The sequence below is a fragment of the Liberiplasma polymorphum genome, assembly GCF_043951795.1.
In the GTDB taxonomy this organism is placed as follows: Bacteria; Bacillota_I; Bacilli_A; order Izemoplasmatales; family Izemoplasmataceae; genus Liberiplasma; species Liberiplasma polymorphum.
Genome location: NZ_JBIOAG010000007.1, coordinates 43,008 through 62,005, shown reverse-complemented (window position 1 = coordinate 62,005; position 18,998 = coordinate 43,008). Strand labels below are relative to the sequence as shown.

Annotated in this window: 19 protein-coding genes and 1 pseudogene; 15 read left to right on the top strand and 5 right to left on the bottom strand. The window is 32.4% G+C overall.

Annotation, left to right across the window (positions count from 1 at the left end; translation table 11 throughout):
- Window positions 1-39: 39 nt before the first annotated feature.
- From ACHAJD_RS02845 to ACHAJD_RS02815, 7 genes and pseudogenes are all read left to right on the top strand, one after another.
- Window positions 40-321: pseudogene (locus ACHAJD_RS02845) on the top strand (EamA family transporter); the annotation flags it as partial.
- Window positions 322-795, top strand: coding sequence for an EamA family transporter (locus tag ACHAJD_RS02840; protein WP_435584349.1), 474 nt, complete (start codon window positions 322-324; stop codon window positions 793-795).
- Window positions 796-943: 148 nt separating this feature from the next.
- On the top strand, window positions 944-1,399 hold the full coding sequence (locus ACHAJD_RS02835) for a hypothetical protein (protein WP_435584348.1): 456 nt from the start codon (window positions 944-946) through the stop codon (window positions 1,397-1,399).
- A gap of 207 nt (window positions 1,400-1,606) precedes the next feature.
- Entirely contained in the window at window positions 1,607-3,034 is a 1,428-nt protein-coding gene (locus tag ACHAJD_RS02830; protein ID WP_435584347.1) for an EAL domain-containing protein, read from the top strand.
- Window positions 3,035-3,066: 32 nt separating this feature from the next.
- Window positions 3,067-3,402, top strand: coding sequence for a DsrE family protein (locus ACHAJD_RS02825; RefSeq protein ID WP_435584346.1), 336 nt, complete (start codon window positions 3,067-3,069; stop codon window positions 3,400-3,402).
- Between the two features lie 15 nt (window positions 3,403-3,417).
- Complete coding sequence (locus ACHAJD_RS02820) at window positions 3,418-3,948, top strand: peroxidase-related enzyme (RefSeq protein WP_435584345.1); 531 nt, start codon at window positions 3,418-3,420, stop codon at window positions 3,946-3,948.
- Window positions 3,949-3,960: 12 nt separating this feature from the next.
- Window positions 3,961-4,839, top strand: a complete 879-nt coding sequence (locus tag ACHAJD_RS02815) for a hypothetical protein (protein WP_435584344.1) — start codon at window positions 3,961-3,963, stop codon at window positions 4,837-4,839.
- Here ACHAJD_RS02815 and ACHAJD_RS02810 read toward each other — a convergent pair.
- Window positions 4,829-6,157, bottom strand: coding sequence for an FAD-dependent oxidoreductase (locus ACHAJD_RS02810; RefSeq protein ID WP_435584343.1), 1,329 nt, complete (start codon window positions 6,155-6,157; stop codon window positions 4,829-4,831). The two genes, ACHAJD_RS02815 and ACHAJD_RS02810, sit on opposite strands and share 11 nt — an antisense overlap.
- A 284-nt stretch (window positions 6,158-6,441) precedes the next feature.
- On the opposite strand from ACHAJD_RS02810, the gene ACHAJD_RS02805 reads away from it, so the two are divergent.
- From ACHAJD_RS02805 to ACHAJD_RS02785, 5 genes are all read left to right on the top strand, one after another.
- On the top strand, window positions 6,442-7,212 hold the full coding sequence (locus ACHAJD_RS02805; RefSeq protein ID WP_435584342.1) for a TMEM164 family acyltransferase: 771 nt from the start codon (window positions 6,442-6,444) through the stop codon (window positions 7,210-7,212).
- A 206-nt stretch (window positions 7,213-7,418) separates the two neighbouring features.
- Window positions 7,419-7,901 (top strand): PH domain-containing protein, encoded by a 483-nt coding sequence (locus ACHAJD_RS02800; protein ID WP_435584341.1) that lies wholly within the window; start codon window positions 7,419-7,421, stop codon window positions 7,899-7,901.
- On the top strand, window positions 7,894-9,315 hold the full coding sequence (locus ACHAJD_RS02795) for a PH domain-containing protein (RefSeq protein WP_435584340.1): 1,422 nt from the start codon (window positions 7,894-7,896) through the stop codon (window positions 9,313-9,315). Before ACHAJD_RS02800 ends, ACHAJD_RS02795 begins: the two co-directional genes overlap by 8 nt.
- 120 nt (window positions 9,316-9,435) lie before the next feature.
- A complete protein-coding gene (locus ACHAJD_RS02790; RefSeq protein ID WP_435584339.1) occupies window positions 9,436-11,061 on the top strand; it encodes a WG repeat-containing protein in 1,626 nt (541 codons plus the stop codon).
- Between the two features lie 117 nt (window positions 11,062-11,178).
- The gene (locus ACHAJD_RS02785; RefSeq protein ID WP_435584338.1) at window positions 11,179-11,958 is read left to right on the top strand and encodes a TMEM164 family acyltransferase; all 780 of its coding nucleotides are present in this window, start codon (window positions 11,179-11,181) and stop codon (window positions 11,956-11,958) included.
- Window positions 11,959-12,030: 72 nt separating this feature from the next.
- Here ACHAJD_RS02785 and ACHAJD_RS02780 read toward each other — a convergent pair whose 3' ends face one another.
- Genes ACHAJD_RS02780 through ACHAJD_RS02770 form a run of 3 tightly spaced genes read right to left on the bottom strand, consistent with a single transcriptional unit; the run spans window position 12,031 to window position 13,398 of the window.
- Window positions 12,031-12,318: a hypothetical protein gene (locus ACHAJD_RS02780; RefSeq protein WP_435584337.1), complete on the bottom strand. Its 288-nt coding sequence runs from the start codon at window positions 12,316-12,318 to the stop codon at window positions 12,031-12,033.
- Complete coding sequence (locus ACHAJD_RS02775) at window positions 12,311-12,457, bottom strand: hypothetical protein (protein WP_435584336.1); 147 nt, start codon at window positions 12,455-12,457, stop codon at window positions 12,311-12,313. Before ACHAJD_RS02775 ends, ACHAJD_RS02780 begins: the two co-directional genes overlap by 8 nt.
- Window positions 12,454-13,398, bottom strand: coding sequence for a metallophosphoesterase (locus tag ACHAJD_RS02770; RefSeq protein WP_435584335.1), 945 nt, complete (start codon window positions 13,396-13,398; stop codon window positions 12,454-12,456). The genes ACHAJD_RS02775 and ACHAJD_RS02770 overlap by 4 nt, the downstream gene beginning before the upstream one ends.
- A 108-nt stretch (window positions 13,399-13,506) precedes the next feature.
- Between ACHAJD_RS02770 and ACHAJD_RS02765 the strand changes: the two genes are divergently transcribed.
- Both ACHAJD_RS02765 and ACHAJD_RS02760 read left to right on the top strand, forming a co-directional pair.
- On the top strand, window positions 13,507-15,789 hold the full coding sequence (locus ACHAJD_RS02765; RefSeq protein ID WP_435584334.1) for an extracellular solute-binding protein: 2,283 nt from the start codon (window positions 13,507-13,509) through the stop codon (window positions 15,787-15,789).
- A 179-nt stretch (window positions 15,790-15,968) separates the two neighbouring features.
- Complete coding sequence (locus ACHAJD_RS02760) at window positions 15,969-16,919, top strand: hypothetical protein (protein ID WP_435584333.1); 951 nt, start codon at window positions 15,969-15,971, stop codon at window positions 16,917-16,919.
- A gap of 56 nt (window positions 16,920-16,975) precedes the next feature.
- Here ACHAJD_RS02760 and ACHAJD_RS02755 read toward each other — a convergent pair whose 3' ends face one another.
- Complete coding sequence (locus ACHAJD_RS02755; protein WP_435584332.1) at window positions 16,976-18,025, bottom strand: WYL domain-containing protein; 1,050 nt, start codon at window positions 18,023-18,025, stop codon at window positions 16,976-16,978.
- Window positions 18,026-18,285: 260 nt separating this feature from the next.
- On the opposite strand from ACHAJD_RS02755, the gene ACHAJD_RS02750 reads away from it, so the two are divergent.
- Window positions 18,286-18,900: a hypothetical protein gene (locus tag ACHAJD_RS02750; RefSeq protein WP_435584331.1), complete on the top strand. Its 615-nt coding sequence runs from the start codon at window positions 18,286-18,288 to the stop codon at window positions 18,898-18,900.
- Window positions 18,901-18,998 lie beyond the last annotated feature (98 nt).

Sequence of the window (18,998 nt, the reverse complement as noted above, 5' to 3'; positions counted from 1 at the left end):
TGACGTCCATCAGTTGACGTTTACCTTTATTTAGGGGCAGGCTTTGGGATGAGCGGGATTGCCTTATTAAGAAAACGCATGCGTGTGATGACCTATAAACCTTTTACAAAAAAAGAACTGCCTTCTATTCTTAGTATGATTATATTAGATATTATTGCGCCTATTTTACTCATGATTGGATTAAGTCGGTCACAACCTGAGAATGTGGCGTTACTCAATAATTTTGAAATAGTCGCAACCGCACTATTTGCGGCGTTTATTTTTAAAGAAGCGATTCCTAAAAGATTACGGGTTGCGATTATTTTAGTCACGCTTGCAAGTATGCTTTTATCGTTTGAAGATATCCGTGCTTTTAAGTTTTCACTAGGGTCTTTATTTGTTATACTAGCCACCATTTCATGGGGGCTAGAAAATAACTTTACAAGAAGATTATCAGTAAATGATCCTTTAATGGTTGTGGTCATTAAAGGGCTATTTTCAGGGTTAGGTTCTTTAATCATTGCGTTTACGCTTAATGAAGTGATCATTAATCATATCGCAGTGGTATGGACATTACTTTTAGGCTTTATTGCATATGGACTTAGTATATTCTTTTATGTTACCGCCCAAAGAGCACTTGGGGCGGCTAAAACGAGTACGTTTTATGCCTTTGCGCCATTTGTTGGGGCACTATTATCAATACTCATATTCTTAGAAGTTCCAGCGTTTAATTTTTATATCGCCCTTATTTTAATGGCACTAGGTTCTTATTATGCCAGTACAACTGGCAAAAAAGTCATTGTTAAAGATTTATAATTTCGTTACTATTAGATAAAGAGGTGAACATATGAAAGCTATCCATGAATAAATAGTAGGCTTAATCCATTTTTATGGGGTTGTTAAGAAAACGTTTGTTTTAGAACTTTATAATAAAGCTTATCCAAAAATAGAAACATTTAAAGGGATGGATAAAAAGACATTAGAAAGTAATGAAGTGATATTAATAGATGACTATTTTGTCCATCGTTCACTGTTACCAGATGACTATAAATTATTACTATCTATCCAAAAAACAAAACCACGTTACGTACCTAGTAAAAGGCTGATTGAACGCTATGCTTACTATGACTTTTTAGAAGAGACAAAAGAAGTAAAAGCATTAGAAAACTATTTAAAAAATCAGTTTCTAACGATAGCTCAAGTTATGGATTGCGTTAGAGAAATACATTGGTTAGCCCGTTATGAATACGGGGTTGATCGGTTACTTAAAGTGTTAGAAAATCATCAAGTTATGATTACCACAGAACAAGAACTTAAAGCAGTAGTTGATTTAATTGTTCCATTAAAAAACAATGTTAGGTTATGGGTAAACAATGGCTTTACCCCAAGGGGTTTACGAGAATTTCTAATGCGTAAATAAATCAAACTATTTTAAATAGGGTTATATGTTATGACATAAAGCCATATTTTCTTTGATTATCTTCTTAGAAGGCTTTATGATTATTCATATATCGTACTTATTTTAATAACTCTAGGGAAATATTATGCCTTTAAAGGTGAAGTAAGACTGTTGAAACACCGTTTCATCTTAAATCATGGTACAATAAAGAAAGAAAGGCGGGGTTAAATGAAGGAAAAACGATTATTCGTTGCGCTATTTATTGTGGTTATTTTTATGAGTTATTTACTAACTAATCTTCTAGATTCACCCGGTTTAGTAATCATTACGTTTACCTTTTTTATTGGATTAATGGGGTACATTACTTATCTAAGTAACACACTATTAAAAATCACACTTGAAATAGAATCTTTAAGAAATCCCCATACAGGATTACAAACAAAATATGAACTGTATAAAAAAGCACAAACATTAGACTTAGCAGACTATTATCTCACGTATTTTAGTATTAATAATTTTCAAGAAATTATTAATGTATGTGGCATCTCTTATTCACCGATGATCGAAATGATGGTTAAAGATAAAATTTCAAGCATTGTCCCTGATGCTGATATATATGAAATAAAAGAAGCGACACACTTATTAATGACACGATATCCTATTGATATAAAGCAAATTATTTCAGAATTTGATAAACCTTTAAAAGGACACAATCATATTGAAACCTTTAATTTAAATGCTAAAATTATCACTTTTGATCATGAGGTTTCTATTACAAAACCCATCCAAGAAATCTTACAAATTTTTGATTATGCCCATCAAGTACTTGAAAAGTCTAAACAACATGTTTTACTTATTAAAGACGATTTTATTCACCAAATGGAAGAAGAAACATACTTTAAAGCACATATCGAAAGTGCTTTAAAAAATGAAGACATTGTGTCATTTTTCCAACCGAAATATGATTCTGTAACTAAAAAAATCATCGGTGCAGAAGCATTATCTAGATGGCTTAATCAAGAAACACTGGTTTCGCCTAGTAAATATATTTATATTGCAGAAGCAAGTGGCTTAATTTATGATTTAGATTTAATTTCTTTTGATAATGCGTGTCGACTGATTAAACGATTAGCTAAAGAAGACTTGCTAGAAGAAACCTTTAAAGTATCCACAAATCTTTCAACAATCACACTTAAAAACCTAAAAGCTAAAACCCTTGAAACAATGATTGATAAACATCAAGTTAATCCTAAACATCTCAGTGTTGAAATTACCGAGTCCATCGCTGTGGATTATAACGCGATTAAACCATTGTTAGATGGCATTTTTAAATTAGGCATCACCATAGAAATTGATGATTTTACAGCAGGGAATTCTTCTTTAACAGTACTTTCGTTGATGCATGCATCAATTGTTAAGGTTGATCAAGCGGTTTTACCTAAATTGATTGATAATTCATCTAATGAAACAATGATTTATCAAGGCATTGTTTCATTACTGAAACAGTTAAAGTTTACGATTGTTTCAGAAGGAGTAGAAACCCTTGAACAAGATCAGTTTGTGAGTGCATTAAGTGTAGATATTATTCAAGGCTTTTATTATTCAAAACCTTTACCAAAAGAATCGTTTATAACATTACTTAAAACGACGGTATAATGAACTAAAATATAGTTTAAAGGAATGATGAGATGAACAAGTTAGTTGTACTTTGGAAAAGCGATAATATGATAGATGTAAACGAAATGATTACGCCCTATATTCTTGCCTCTAAGAAAAATGGCTGGTGGGATGAAGTTGAAGTCATTATTTGGGGTGCATCCCAAAATGTTGTTGTTAGTGATGATGAAACAAAAAGACGGGTTGCACTCATGTTAAAACTAGGCATCAAAGTGTATGCGTGCAAAAAATGTGCGATTGATTTAAACATAGAACAAGCTTTAACGGATTTAAACATTAACGTTATATATACAGGAGAACTATTAACCCAGTGTTTACAAAGTGATGCAAAAGTGATTACATTATAGAAAGAAGGAATTCAATTGGCTTGGATTAAAGAAATAAGTAAAGAAGAGAATCAATTATTAAAAGAAATTTATGAAGGCGCAGAAAAAAGAACGAAAGAAACCACTGCGAATGTCTTAAAGGTTCACAGTGTAAGACCTGAAGTCTTAGCCATTCATATGCAGCTTTATGAGCAAATCATGTTCAAAGAAGGGGCTCTATCTAGAATGCAGCGAGAAATGATTGGGGTCGTTGTATCAAAAGCGAACTCGTGTCCTTATTGTGTGGGTCATCATGGAAGTGCTTTAGCGCATGTTACTAAAGATAAATCTCTTATGGAAAAAATCATCGATGACTATCATAAAGCAGGACTCAGTGCATTAGACTTAATGATTTGTACGTATGCAGAAAAACTCACTAAAGAACCATTCAAAGTCGTTGAAGAAGACATCATTGGTTTAAGAAATTTAGGACTAAGTGATAAAACAATATTTGATGTGAATCATATAATTGCTTATTTTAATTATGTGAACCGAATTGTTCACGGTTTAGGTGTTGAACTTGAGTAAAGGAGCAAACTTATGGAAAAATATATTTTACCTGGCTTAATCGCTAATGCGGCAACGCTAGGGATTCATTGGATCTATGATCATGGATACCTAGAAACCCTTGCCTCAAAACAATCAATTCTATTTTTAGTTCAAAATCAAACCCATTATCAAAACGCAGAAACAGCTTATTATAGTTATCCATCTCACGAATTAGGAGATGTAACTGTTCAAGGAGATATTTTAAAATGGCTTTATCAAGCAATGAAAAATAACAAAGACTTTTCACAGCTTGATTACTCTAAATTACTTTATCAACAATTTAAACCAGGTGGCACTTATCAAGGGTATGTTGAAAGTTATGCCAAAAAGCATGTGTTAGAAATTCTCGCTAAAAGTCTTGAAATAGATTATCCAAAACAGCAAGTAAGCGATGACCATTTAGTTGGATTTATGCCTTACTTAGTTTGTAAAGAACTTGGACTAGACAGTAAAAAAGCTTGGGAACTGACCCAAGTCTATTCCCAAGACGAAACGTATTATGAGTATTTTAAAATGTTCGATTTATTGTTTGAACAATTACCAGAAAAAGGGCTAAAAGAAGCGATAGAATCAGTGATTCAGCTTGGTCCTAAAATGGCAGAAACCGAACTTTCAAAAGCCCTTGAAATTAAAGACCCTAACATGTTTATTGAAAACTATTCGGGTCGTGCATGTGCCATTAAGTTTTCAATACCACTAATTATTCATATTTTATATCATACAAACTCATATGAAGAAGCTGTACGTTATAACGCTTTATTAGGGGGAGCAATAGCTGATCGAAATACGATGATTGGGGCAATATTCGCACAAGTTTCAACCATCCCACAAAGTTGGAAAGATAAAGTAATAAATCAAATTAAACTTTAATTTGATTTGCGGCTACTAGTAATGGATCCCATACAGGGGAAAATGGTGGGGCATACGCAAAGTCTAACTGCGCAAACTCTTGTGCAGTTAGTTTTTTTATTATGGCTAATGCCATAATGTTTATTCGGTCTGAAACGCCTTTTTCACCCACAAGTTGTGCGCCTTTTATTAGCCCTGTGTTATTTTCAAAAATTAAACGAATAAATAATTCTTTTGCGCCTGGATAGTAACTTGTTTGATGTAACGCTGTTACATCAACATAGTCATAGTCAAATCCTAACTGTTTAGCCTCATCGATGCCAATCCCTGTTTTAGCGAAAGCTAAATCAGCGACTTTTATAATATTCGTGCCTATAATACCTGGAAAAGTAGTGTTTAAACCGGCTATATTTTCTGCAACGACACGCCCTGTTTTGTTCGCATGGGTTCCAAGTGGGACAAAGACGTAATCATTTTTAATTAAATGATAATAAGCAGCGCAGTCGCCTGCGGCATAAATATTTGGTACTGTTGTTTCACCATGGTCATTCGTTATAATGGCACCGTTTTTTAACATAGCTAATCCAATATTGTTGACGAAGTCGGTGTTTGGTTTAACCCCAATGGATTCAATCACGAAATCAACAGGATAATGTGCTTTATCCGTTATGACATTTAATGTGTCATGATGACGTTCATAAGCCATTAGATTTTCATTTAAATGCACTTGAACGTTTATCGCTTCTAGTGCGGTTTTTGCTTTTAAAGCAACCTCATAATCATAAACATTTAACAGTTGATTACCACGTTGAATGATATGTACTGTTAATCCTTTATGGGCTAAATTTTCAGCCAACTCAACGCCTATATAACCTCCACCAATAATTGCAACACCGTTGCCTTTAATGACTTCAGGTTTAATCTTTCTCATATCTGGAAGTTGATTAAGCATAAAAATTTTATGATCATCACGACCTTTTACACGTGTTTTATTAGCAATCGTTCCTGTTGCAATAATTAAGTGATCGTACTTATCAACAAACGTTTCCTTTGATATTAAGTTATTAACAGTTACATATTTATTGGTTGGATTAACCGATAAAACTTCATGTTTTAAGAAAACGTCGATGCCTTGTTTTTTAAAGTCATCTTGATATCTTGCGATTAATTTACTTTCGTCACTGACAATATCGCCTAAAAAATAAGGCATCCCACACCCGCTATAACTTAAATCTGTTCCTCTTTCATAAACGTGTATCGTATGACTCGCATCCAAGCGTTTTAATTTTGCTGCTGCAGTCATGCCTGCAGCTACCCCACCAATAATAATCGTTTTCATATTAGTCCTTTCTAGTAACTTATTAGTTAACATTTTATTCACTAATTATATCATGCATAGAATAAAATGTATGACTATAGCATGTAAAGAATCTATAGTCATCACATTTCCAATCATTATTTTCTTAAATAATCCAACGCTTAATTTTTACATCGCCCTTATTATGGTGGCGCTAGGGTCATATTATGCCAGTACAACAGGTAAAAAAATAATGGTTTCTGAAAATCTATAAATCGTCTATAATATGACTAGATTTATAGATTATAGAATAGTGAGATTAAATCATGATAAAAGACTTTTTTAGTTCTGAAGTGGGCAACACCATTACTTGGTTTGGTAGTACGCATATCTTTTTACTTTTAGGTCTTATCCTTACTTTAGTCGTACTATGGGTCTTTGGACCTAAAATGGGTAAAAGCAAGCATGAAAGACTGATTAGAATAATTTTAATAGGGCTTGTTTTTGTGTTTGAATGGCGTGTGTTTGAAAATAGAGTCTTAAATGGCTCAATATTTCGCATACCACTGTGTGGTATCGCGTTATATGGATTAACTTATGCAGTAGCATTTAAAAATGAGAAAGTCTTTAAAATCATGTATTTTTATGCCTTTGGAACACTCCTTACATTTTTACTTTTTGATACGGTTTGGGGATTAGATAGCTGGAATGGTTGGACTTATTTTGGTGCGCATGCAACGATTGCATGGCTTGCGGTTTATGGATATAGAACCTTAGGTTTTACACCAACTAAAAAAGATTTACATCTATCGATCGTCTTTTTAGCAATTTATGCCTTTATATCAGGGTATGCAACCTATAGGTATGGCGGTTCTGATGAATTGTTCTTATTAAGTGCACCGGCTGAAATGTTTAATGCATTAATTGATGTCCATATATTATTTTACTTAGCCCTTTATTTACCATTTGCGGCATTATGTTTATACGCCATGTACTTACCTATTTATTTACAAGAAAAGCGTGTCTTAAAAAGACTAACTGTTGAGCTTAATAAAGTTAATCCTGCAACTGAACTAGAACCTGTGATAATTAAATAATTGATATATTTAATTATCGGTTAAAGAAGTAAAGTTTAACAATCAGTTCGATGGCAGTTTTAGTTTTTATGGAATAGATTAAATCACATGAACACTTAAAAGAATACATTTAACTATCCCCTTGCCCTGATTCAAGGGGATTTAAATATTAGGGCTGTTAAATTGCCCTTTAACTAAGTATAATAAGAATGACTGGAGGGTTTTATATGATTGATAAACCTAAAGAAAGAATTCCCATTAGTGCTTTAAACGCGTGGCGTTTAAACGGACTCATTGCATGGATTATTGAATTACTCATTCCAACAACTTATGTGATAGTCCGAATTTATGTACCAGTACTTCCTTTATGGCCAGCAGTTATGGGCTATGTTTTTTTTGGTATCCTTGGGCTTTTACAAATCTTCGTGATTCCAAAAATAAGAATGATTTATTGGGGCTATGAAATTAAAGAAAATGAAATCGATATTCAATACGGAATTATCGTTATTAGAAGAAGTTTAATTCCGATGAATAGAGTCCAGCATGTTGATATTGCTTATGGGCCAGTATTAAGACTCTTTAATCTTGCATCGCTTTCGGTTACTACCGCGGGTAGTAACCATAAAATCCCTGCTTTAAAAATAGAAACCGCTAAAACCTTACACACTAAAATCAGTGGATTAATCCAACAAAGTGATGACGATGTCTAATTTTAAACGCCAACATCCCATCACGATTTTTACAGGGGCAATTAAAGAACTTAAAGGATTTATTATTCCGATTATCTTAGTGGCTGGGTTTTCAGTAGTTGGCACAGATTTAGATCTGTTTGGTGATTATTGGGCGTTACTATTTACATTAATCACCATTGGAACTAGTGCGTTATTTGGCTCGCTTAAATGGTTCTTTTTTAGATATAGTTATGATGAAGATGCAATCACCATTAAATCAGGGGTCATGATTAAAAAACATCGTTATATTAAAAAAGAAAGAATCCAAACCATTAATTTAGAAGCAGGCATTATTTTAAGACTTTTAGGACTTTCAAGCATACGTATTGAGACCGCTGGAAACTTAGATGAATCAGAAGTCTCAATTGATGCGACACGCTTAAATGAAGCGCACACAATTAAACAACTATTTACAGAAAACAAGAAAGTCGTCCAAAGTGAAGAAACACTTAAACCTGAAGATAAAATGATAGAAGTTGATGCCATCCAATTATTTAAAGCAGGTCTTACGTCTGGTGGGTTTATCGTTGTATTACTATTTATGATCTTTTTACTAGGCCAAATCACTGCATTTTTACCAAGTAGTACGATCGCTTATTTTGAAGATGTTTATGCAAGGCTTGGGGTTATATTTCTTCTAATCACTCTATTTAGTGTCATCTTATTGTCATGGATTGCTTCTATCTTTAAATATGTGATTAGACATGCTTTTTTTACCATTAAAAAAAGTGAAACAGATATAGAAATTACAAGAGGCTTAATCGTTAAAAAAACATTAACGATTAAACCGCACCGTATTCAAGCCGTTGTGCTTAAACAAGGCTTATTTAGACAACCCTTTAACTATGTTAGTATTGAAGTTAAAGTAGCGGGTGGTAAGATGGAAGATAGTTTAACTTCTACAGAGTTACACCCTTTTATAAAAAGTAATCAAGTGAAGGATTTTTTAAAGAATGTATTACCAGATATTCCAGTGAATGAAACATTTATAGGCATTCCAAAAAGAGCCTGGATTAGATATAGTGTGAGAAATCTTTGGATGTACTTAGTGCTTATTCCATTAAGTTTTTTTAGCTTATATAGTTTATGGTTTTTAGTCTTACTGCCTTTTTCAATTTTACTCATGATGAGTCAGTTTAACTTTGCAGGGTTTTATATAGGTGAAGACACCCTTTACATAAGAAAACGCGTCATCGCAAGACAGTGGGTTATCACAAAAAGAAAACATATCCAGTCCATGCACTTTAACAGATCACTCTTTCAAAGAATAAGAAGATTATCAACGGTTGGGTTTACTGTGCTTGCAGCCCCAAAAGTAGCGGTATTTAGTTTACAAGATATTGGCTACGACGACCAAAAAGACCTCTATGAATGGTTATCAAAAAAAGGTTAAGCAAATTGCTTAACCTTTTATTTAATCATAAAACAAATCAAAATATATTACCTTTATTTGACTGAATGGTTTATAGTTAAGCTATAAGGGTTTTAATAATAAAAGGAAGGAAAAAAACATATGAAAAAGTTAAGTATTATGCTTTTAACGGGCTTGATGATGCTTGCTTTAAGTAGTTGTAACCGATTTGATTTAGATCTTGAGTTAATCGACCAAAATATATTAAATGCCCCAACAGATTCAATTTCACAAATTGAATCCATTCATCAAATTGATTTAAGTACATATGACGCAGTAACCTATTTTTACCAATTAGGGTTAGCCTTAGTAAATACAGGATTAGAATACGGTGTGTATTCTTTAACTGAAAACCGTTTAATTATTGATTTAATGGAGCGTTTTATTATGATTGAACCCAATGCAATCATGGGGGCTTACATTTATGTTTATGACATGAATGAAGTTGAGGTTTATGATAGCTTAGGCATTAAAATCATAGAAAAAAATCACTACGCAGATTACCGTATTAGTCCTAGAATTATTGAACTGTATGAAAATGGTGTAGCTAGGCTTACTTATATTGAAATTATAAGTACTTTGACGGTAGAAGCCTATGATTTAGGCGAACGTGCTAATCAAATTAAAGCGTATAAAATCAATTTAAATAACGGGGCACGCACTGAAATACCACTTGAACTGATTACGTATCAAGAAGGTGAACGATGGAATGAAGACTTTACCAATAAAATTGATTTAGAGTTATTTGGCTTAAAAGGGTATTATGCTTTAATTGTTGGGTCTACCATGCGCATATACGATGCTTCTACAAAACAACTGATCAATAGTTTTAACTTGCCACAAGTTAGTCAATCCCAAGTCGCTTACTTTGACGGGTCACTAGTTTATCAAGTCGTGATGCCTTTACCAGATACAGAAAATAGTTATGATTATGTTGTAGGTGGTATAAAATACCGTTTAAAAACCTATGCCATTGATTTATTAACCGGGGAAACAAATACACTTAAGTTTAACTATCGAATTGATACGTTAAACCCATTTAAAGAAGATGACATTTATCAATATGGGTTAGCTTCTGTTTATGAAATCCATGATAATGTCTTACATACCGAAAGAACCTATCAACTTATTATGAATAAAAAAGGGGACATCTTAAGTGATGTCACAGGATTAGGTTTTAGTAGTTTAGTGCGTTTAAATGATACAAGGATTTATGATTCAGCCACACGTACTATTGTGGATAATGACTTAAAACCTATCGTAGAATTACCACAACTTCATACATTTATCTACCGTGAAGCACTCATCGTTTTTAGACATAATGAGTTTTATGGGGCCATCAATTATAACGGCGAAGTCGTCATCCCATTTATTTATGAAACGTTAAGTCCATCGTTTTATAATGGTTATACGTTTGGGAATCATCACAATACCGAAACGTACATCATCAATATCAACCAAACCCCAATTCAAACCGTTAAACTTGAGGGCATGATACGCTATATTACACCAGGACTTTATGCCTCGTTTATAAACAACGAAATGGGATCAAGTTATTTATATACCGTTTATTTAAACGGCTATGAAGATGGACTTAACTATGGTGAGGTTCAAACGAATAATTATACCCATAGTACGTTTGTTGTGAATAGTCCTTATGGGAACTATACTGTTTTAAGATTTAATTCAAGTGCACCGTTTCATCATTTTGTTATTAAACAAAATTAATGCACAAAAAGGACGAACTAAAATTCGTCCTTTTTTATAGTTTTATAAAAAATCCGATTCACCATTGTTATTTTCTTGTATAATTAATATAGTTAGAATTAATAAGAAGGTGAACACATGTATTATATTTTAGATTTATTAAGTTATAAAATGTCACAACCAGTGGCATTTAGTCATATAAATGAATCATGGTTTCAGTATTTAGCAACACTTTTGTGGTTGGTGTTTATGGTTTATGCCTTTATTAAGTATAAAGGCATAAATGAAGATAAACTGACTAGAATCATTTTTAGTGTGGGGTTGCTTATACTGACCTTTGAACTTTATAAGCAAATTGTATTTACTTATGATGCGATGAGTTTTCAATGGTATGCATTCCCATTTCAGTTTTGTAGTACACCGATGTACACAATGGTTATCCAGCGTTTTACACGCGGACGTATAAAAACTGCTTTATGGACTTACTTGCAAACCTACGGCTTTTTTGCAGGGGTTGCAGTCATGCTATACCCAATTTCAGTATTTCATCCAATTATCGGAATTAATATTCAAACAATGGTGCATCATGGTGGGATGGCTTATATTGGATTCTTACTAATTTTAATCCATAGACCATCTATAAAAGCGTTTATGGATGGTACAATCGTATTTATATGTGTAACAATACTCGCAGTTATCATGAATAGCTTGTTCAATTTATCAGGAAATCCCTCAACGTTTAATATGTTTTTCTTAAATCCGAAATTTGATAGTCATATTCCGGTCATATCACTGTTTCAAGATCATGTTTCATGGATAACTTATGATTTGATTTTCCTTTTAGGGTTTATATTCATTGGTTATATCATGTTAATGTTCAATTATGCATGGCATAAAAAAGCATTGAAAATAGTGTGAAGTAAAAGGCACTAACTGGTTGATACTCAAACAGTTAGTGCCTTTAAATATTAATTAGATACTATAAAAAAACTAATGGGCAAGTTCAGGAATATTTAAAAAAGCGACATAAATACTTCCTATAAACGTGAAGATAAACATGAGTAAAACTAGTCGTTGATACCACATTTTAAAAGGGGTGTTATTAGGATAGTAATGGTAATAGCCAATACTACCTGGAACTAAAACAATCATAAGTGCTTTTTTAACGGGTTGTTTATCTTTTATAACAAGAACGATTCTTGTAATTAGTAAACCAAGTGAAATGAATAAGGCTAAAAAAATACTAAAGATAAATAGCATAGCTATAATCTCAAACATAGTCCAACCTCCTTAAGATAATAAAGAAAATAAAGAGTGGAAGCGTAATAAGCATCATGAAACTGCCTGTAAAAAAGAAGAAGAATACACTAAATGATAACAACCCTAATAGACTAAATACGCTATCTTTAATTGTCATGGGCGCACCTTGCTTAAGGTTATAATCCATGAAGTCATGGATTGTGTCTCATCAATATGAATGACTCTTCCCCCAAGTTCTAAAAAGCCATAAGCGTTATACCCGGTATAACGCCCATACGCTAACATGATCCCTTCATGGATAAAGGAAAAATCATTATCATGATCATGCCCTACAAATATCCCTTGGGTTAAGCCGTAAATTACGGCTTTATCAACGAATCCTGTATCAAGACCTTGAGGATGAACAGGTTCACCGAATGTGCCTATATAATTATTAACAAGTTCAAACTGAATAAGCGGCGTATGCATAAAGACACTATTAGGGACGGTATCATTACTTACAAAGTCTTCATACCAGTTAACTTGCGCTTCACTTAAAAAGTCGTATTTACTGGTTCTATCCGGATGATTGGTTTCTATTTTCGTATCAAGAAAGTATAAGTGATAAAAAGGTTGGTCATCTTTAGTGAAGGTAATCTTAAAGTTACCAACCCCACCACCCTCAAGTTCAGGACCTGTTTTAAACTTTAAGTAGTGTGTGTTTTCAATCACACTCAGTAATCGGGCTGCACTATGGTAATCACGGTCGTGATTCCCTAAAATAAATGTCCAAGGGACTTCTAATGATTCCATTAAGTTAACTAAATGTCTAAATAAAGGAACCGCTAATGGACTCATTACAATATCCCCAGTAAAAATGACTAAATCCCAATCATCAGCTAAGACTAAATCTTCAATGGCTTTATAGGTTTGTCTATCATTATAATCAATGCCATAGGTAAGGTGTAAGTCTGTAAGTTGTAAAATCTTTAAATCATTATTTTTCATTTCAATGATAATTGGTTCATTATCCGTATATAAAGGGTCTAGTGTGTTCATACAGGATGTAAGGACAAAAAGCATAAAAAATAAACTTGTAAGGATAATTTTTTTAATCATAGTGTCACCTCTTTCATATTTTAGCATATTTTAATTAGAAAGAATGCTTGTTTTACGCGATAATAATGCGTTATAATGAATGCATAATATTTAGGGGGTAAGTATTTTATGAAGAGAATACTTTCATTAGGTCTTTTGCTAATGGGTGTGCTGATGTTTTCAGCATGCGATTTATTTGGTGATGTCGATATCGACACCATCTTAATCGCATCGATTGAAGTTGATCAGACACTATTAGGAGAAGATTTTTTTATTGATGAATTTAATATCAATGATTTAAGATTAGTTGTGACAAGACAAGATGGAAGTGTAGAAGAAATCATTTTAAGTGAAGCAATGATCGCAAGTGAAGATATTGCGAAACTTTCTACACCGGGAACGCATACCATTAATATAAGTTATCAAGGGGCCATCACATCGTTTGTGATTACGTTAGTTGAAAGGGAAAACACTAACGATCCTGATCCAGACCCGGACCCAGATCCAGATCCAGATCCAGATCCAGATCCAGACCCTGATCCAGACCCTGATCCTGATCCTGACCCAGACCCAAGTGAACCAACGTATGGGGATTACGTTGATGCCGCATTAATTGAAGCATTAAACGAAGAACCAATTGAAATAACGATTTGGACAGCGTTTGGACAAAGTAACATGGAGTTAATGGAAGCGATGTTAGAAAACTTTAAATTAGCTTATCCAAATATCACTATAAACATCATGAGTCAAGGAAGTTATGTAAATCTATACTCAAATTATAAAATGAGTGTTGTACATAATAACGCGCCAACGATAGTCTTTGGACATCAAGAACAAATTATGAATTACCAACAAGAAGGCTTGGTACAATCATTAGATCCATATATTTTTGATAAGTCAGTAGGACTAGATTTAGATAGTTATATTGCTGCCTTTATCGATAGTAATCGCCAAACTGGAACTTTTTATAGTTTGCCGTTCGCACGTACGACAGACTATGTTGCTTATAATAAAACACTCTTTGATTCTATAGGGGTAACATTTAATGAAAATCATCCACTTACGTGGGATGATTTAGAAATGATGTATTATCAGTTAAATGCCGCAAATGATTTACCGTGTGGGCATTTTGTGAGTGTTGATTCTATGATGAATTTTTATCATAATACGATGTATCAAAAAGGATTAACTTATTTAGATAATGAGCAACTTTGGATTAAAAGTGATTTAAACTTATTTACATGGTTAGAAACCTTTAATCAGTACCCAATGTTATCATTCCCACCTCAGTACGGACAACATTATGGATCAAATGACTTTTTAAGTGGTAATATTTGTTTCCATCAAGGAAGTACTGCAGGCGCTAGATATAATGAACCATTATTATATTCTTATTTTGAGCAGTTTGATGTAGGTGTTTTACCAGTCATTCAAGTCGATGCTAATAAGCCAGTACAGTTAACTTATGGAGTTGACTTTGCGATTGATAAACAAGCTAGTGAAATAGAACAATTAGCGGCATACTTGGTTATGAAAGAACTGATTAGTGAAGAAGCGAATATTTTATTCGCAACTGAAGCGAATTATTTATTAATGCATAAAGAAACGTATCATCATCAAGCATTTATCGAAAAATATGATTTAATGCTTCCACACTATCAAGCGATTCATGATATGGCTTATGCGATGCAAGATAGCTTTACGTTTGATCAAGTGTATTTCGTAGAAGATAGTTATAGAAGTTATCGTGAAACCATAACGAAGTTTTTAGATTATTACTTTGTACAAGGATATGATTTAGAAACCTCAAAAGGGTATGCTTTTGGTGATATTGAGTATGTTGAAACCGTGTATACGAATTTTAATACCCTGCATAATAAAGTCAGTATTAATGAAGAGGTTATCGTTGAGGCGATTGTCGTTGGACAATATTCAAGAAACTTAATCTTATTTGATGGGATACAGTTCTTACATGTATTTTGGTTTGATGCAGACTTTGTAGAGATTGGGGATTTGGTTAAGTTAAAAGGAACATTAAGCACGTTTTATGATTCTTATCAATTATCAAATATCCAATCCTATGTGATTATTGATTCAGAGGTCGCATATCAATTTGACTACCCACCTACATCTATTGAATATTTAAACACCTTAAATGGTCATGATGATAAAGCGGTTGTAAATAAACCTTTTATCATTACAGGTACCTTAGAAATTAAAGGGGATTTTAATGATGTCTTTATTGTTGATGGGGATTATCAAGTTGTAGTTAATCACAATATCGATGCAAACATCATTGATGCCTTAAAACTATTAGAAGGTGAAACGGTAACTTTAGAAGTCCATTATTATTTAACGCACCCTTCTAATGGCACAACTGTAATTATTTTAAGCGAAGATAACATTAAATAATTAAGACAGCATTTGCGAAGCGCAAATGCTGTTTTTTACTTTGTAACTGATTAAAAAATATAATGCATGTCTAAACATTCGTATGGTTAATATAATATCATTAGTAATAAAACAGATATTAATATTGTTAATGAGGACTTCATTGTTTATAATTTAGTTAAGTGATAAGGGGTGATGTGATGAAAAGAAGGATTGTGTTTTTGTTAATACTTTCACTATTCATGCTTTCCGCATGTAATAATGATGCAAAAGAAGAAACAACGAGACTTGCAGTAACTGATATAACGATTAATCAATCACTTTTTGATATGAGTTTTTATACGGTGGGCTTTAATGTTAGAGTCATACCGATAACCGTAACGTATGAAGATGAAAGTACAAGAATCATTTATCTACATGAACGCATGATTAGTGAAGAAGATTTAGAAAAACTAAGTGTTCCAGGGATTCATGAAATTCATGTGACTTATCATGACGTGAGTACAAGTTTCTTGATTACAATTATAGAAAGAGATGAATCAGTTGATGATTTGCCTTCATATGAAGAAGCTACTTTTTATCAAAACTTTAAAACATTACATGAAGAAGCTTTAGAAGATGATAGAGTAGCGTTTGAAGCGATTGTTTTAGCAAACATTCCCAAGGGATTGTTTGTTTATGATGGGGAACATTTTCTATTTGTTAAAACGCATATTACTTATGTACAAATCGGAAACCGTATTTATTTAGAAGGAACTTATAACAAAGTAAATGGTTTTTATCAGTTAAACCATGTCACAACATTTATAAACTACTTAGAACAAGTCCCAGTAAGTTTTACTTATGAAGCCATTTCGATTGAAGCCCTCAATCAGTTAAGCATAAATGATGATCCTTTATTGATTGGTGCGCCATTTGAAATTACGGGTGAAGTGCTTTTAGTAGGACCAATGCTAGATATGGTTTATATTACTGATCAAGAACATGAAATCATGATTTATTTCAATTCAAATGCAGTGGTCTTAGACCTATTAAGGTCACTTAATGGGAAGACGGTCACATTAACAGTGCATTACTTAAGTTATCATGAAAATGGTGGGAATGCGATCATCATTTTACTAGATGAACATAGTATTTTGGTTCATGATTAAAGCGTATCGTTTGTAAATGAAACAAAGTACCCAATTACGTGGATACTTTGTTTTAATTATGTATAATTCATCAAAGCCTGTTGATAGTAGTATTTAAATCTGTTTTTCAAGTATTGGGGAGAAACTATAGTTGCATCCTTTCCAAATTTAAAAAAGTAATATTGTATCTGAACTTCAGTACTATGAAACACAAAAATATTATTTTCTTCAATTGAAGTATAGTTTGGTCTTAAATTAATCTGACTCTTGTACTTTTTGATGCCGCTTTTTGTTAGTTTTATCTTAACTTCAATAACCTCACCACTTAAAAATTGAGGCCCTTTACTGTTTAAATCTTCAATTAATGATTTTATAAGAGGTTGAGATAATTTACCAGATTTACTTCTTAAAACTTTCATATCAGCAATTCTAGAGAGTCTAAATGAACTCTTTTTTTGTTTAGTTAAACCTGAAGCTAAAATTTCCTGACTGTAACCGACTAAGTAATTATAATTGGCAGTTTTATCTATGACAACTTGATAAGGATAGATGTAAAATTTTCTATTATTTTCTAAAGTGAGTTTAATTAAATAGGATTTTTCAATCGCTTGTTCAATCAACAATATATAGCTCTTAAAAAAAATAACTTCCCTTTCGTGATAAGGTTTTCTAGCATATTCTTCAAAAAGAGCTTTTAAGTAAGTACCGACTGAGTCATTATAATATCTTGACTCGATTGAATCTTCAAGTATATCAAGATTTTTATTATTTATTCTAAACTTTCTTCCTTCTCCTTTTGGATAGGATGAGGTTTTTTCAACAACTTCTTCTTCTAAAACATGAATCATTTTCTTAATGAATATTTTCATGGTTTCCTGATCTAGGTGTTTTAGTGTAGGTAATGAAAAAATAGTTTCTAATTGTTCGCTCAATCTATCTACTTCATATGAAATAGAAGCTAATGCTTGTTCATAAAAGTTACTAAATACCTGATTTAAAAACCCAGAAAGATTATGTTTAGTGTCTTCACGATAAAAATTAAATATGTCATCTTCTAAACACATCCATGCTTGATCGCTAAGATTTAAATGTTGTTTTTGATCAGTAGCGTTAATATTGAATCCCATTTTCACAACTCCTTAATAAGAAAATATAATAAAAGTTCTTACAATATGTACTAATAATATCAATTAAATGCATAAAAGTAAACAAAATAGGTACAAATAATATATATTTTTGTACGCGGTAAAATTCCTATAGTAGGTTAGAATATAGACATGATTGAGGTAAAAAAAATTATGAGGGGAGATAATCTATTTTGTGTCAAATATCTGCATTACGGAGTTTGCTAACTATTCAAAAGGAAAATAGAAAACGGAGGGAAAGTATGAGTGTTATAGTAGCTATAAAGCAAGAGAATGTAATTTTCATGGGGGCTGATAGTCAAATTACTAAAGGTGGAACGAGAAGATCGTATTCAAATCCTAGTAATTACAAGATATGGAGAATAAAAGATGCGAAAAATAGTTTAATGGGAGGGGTAGGATTAGTAAGAGAAATAAATATAGCGAAAATGGAAAAATATTTTAATGTATTAGCACAACATAATAATGATATAAATTTTGATTATATGGTACTTGAGTTTGTTCCGCATCTATTTAAAACACTAAAAGAAAATAATCTTATTAAAAAAGAGGATAATGAGATACCAGCATCAAATTGTGTGTATCTTGTAGCTTACAAATCTAAATTGTTTCAAGTTGGGTCAGATGGTGCAGTGATTGAAATAGATGACTTTGCGGCTATTGGAAGCGGATCAAACGAAGCAATGGGTAGTCTTTTATCCTCTCAAACACTTAGCCCTAAAGAAAGAATAACTATGGCTATAAAAGCAAGTGCAGCAAATGATATATATGTTGATTATCCAATTATTATATCCAACACAAATAACGATGTTTTTGAAGTGATTTATGAAAACGAAGTTATAGAAAAAATAAAGTAAGATTTAAAACGCATAAGGATAGTATATCTAATTATAAAAGGTTTTATTTTTAGCCAAATTAGTGATAAAATAGTTATTATATGTCCTTATAAGTATCG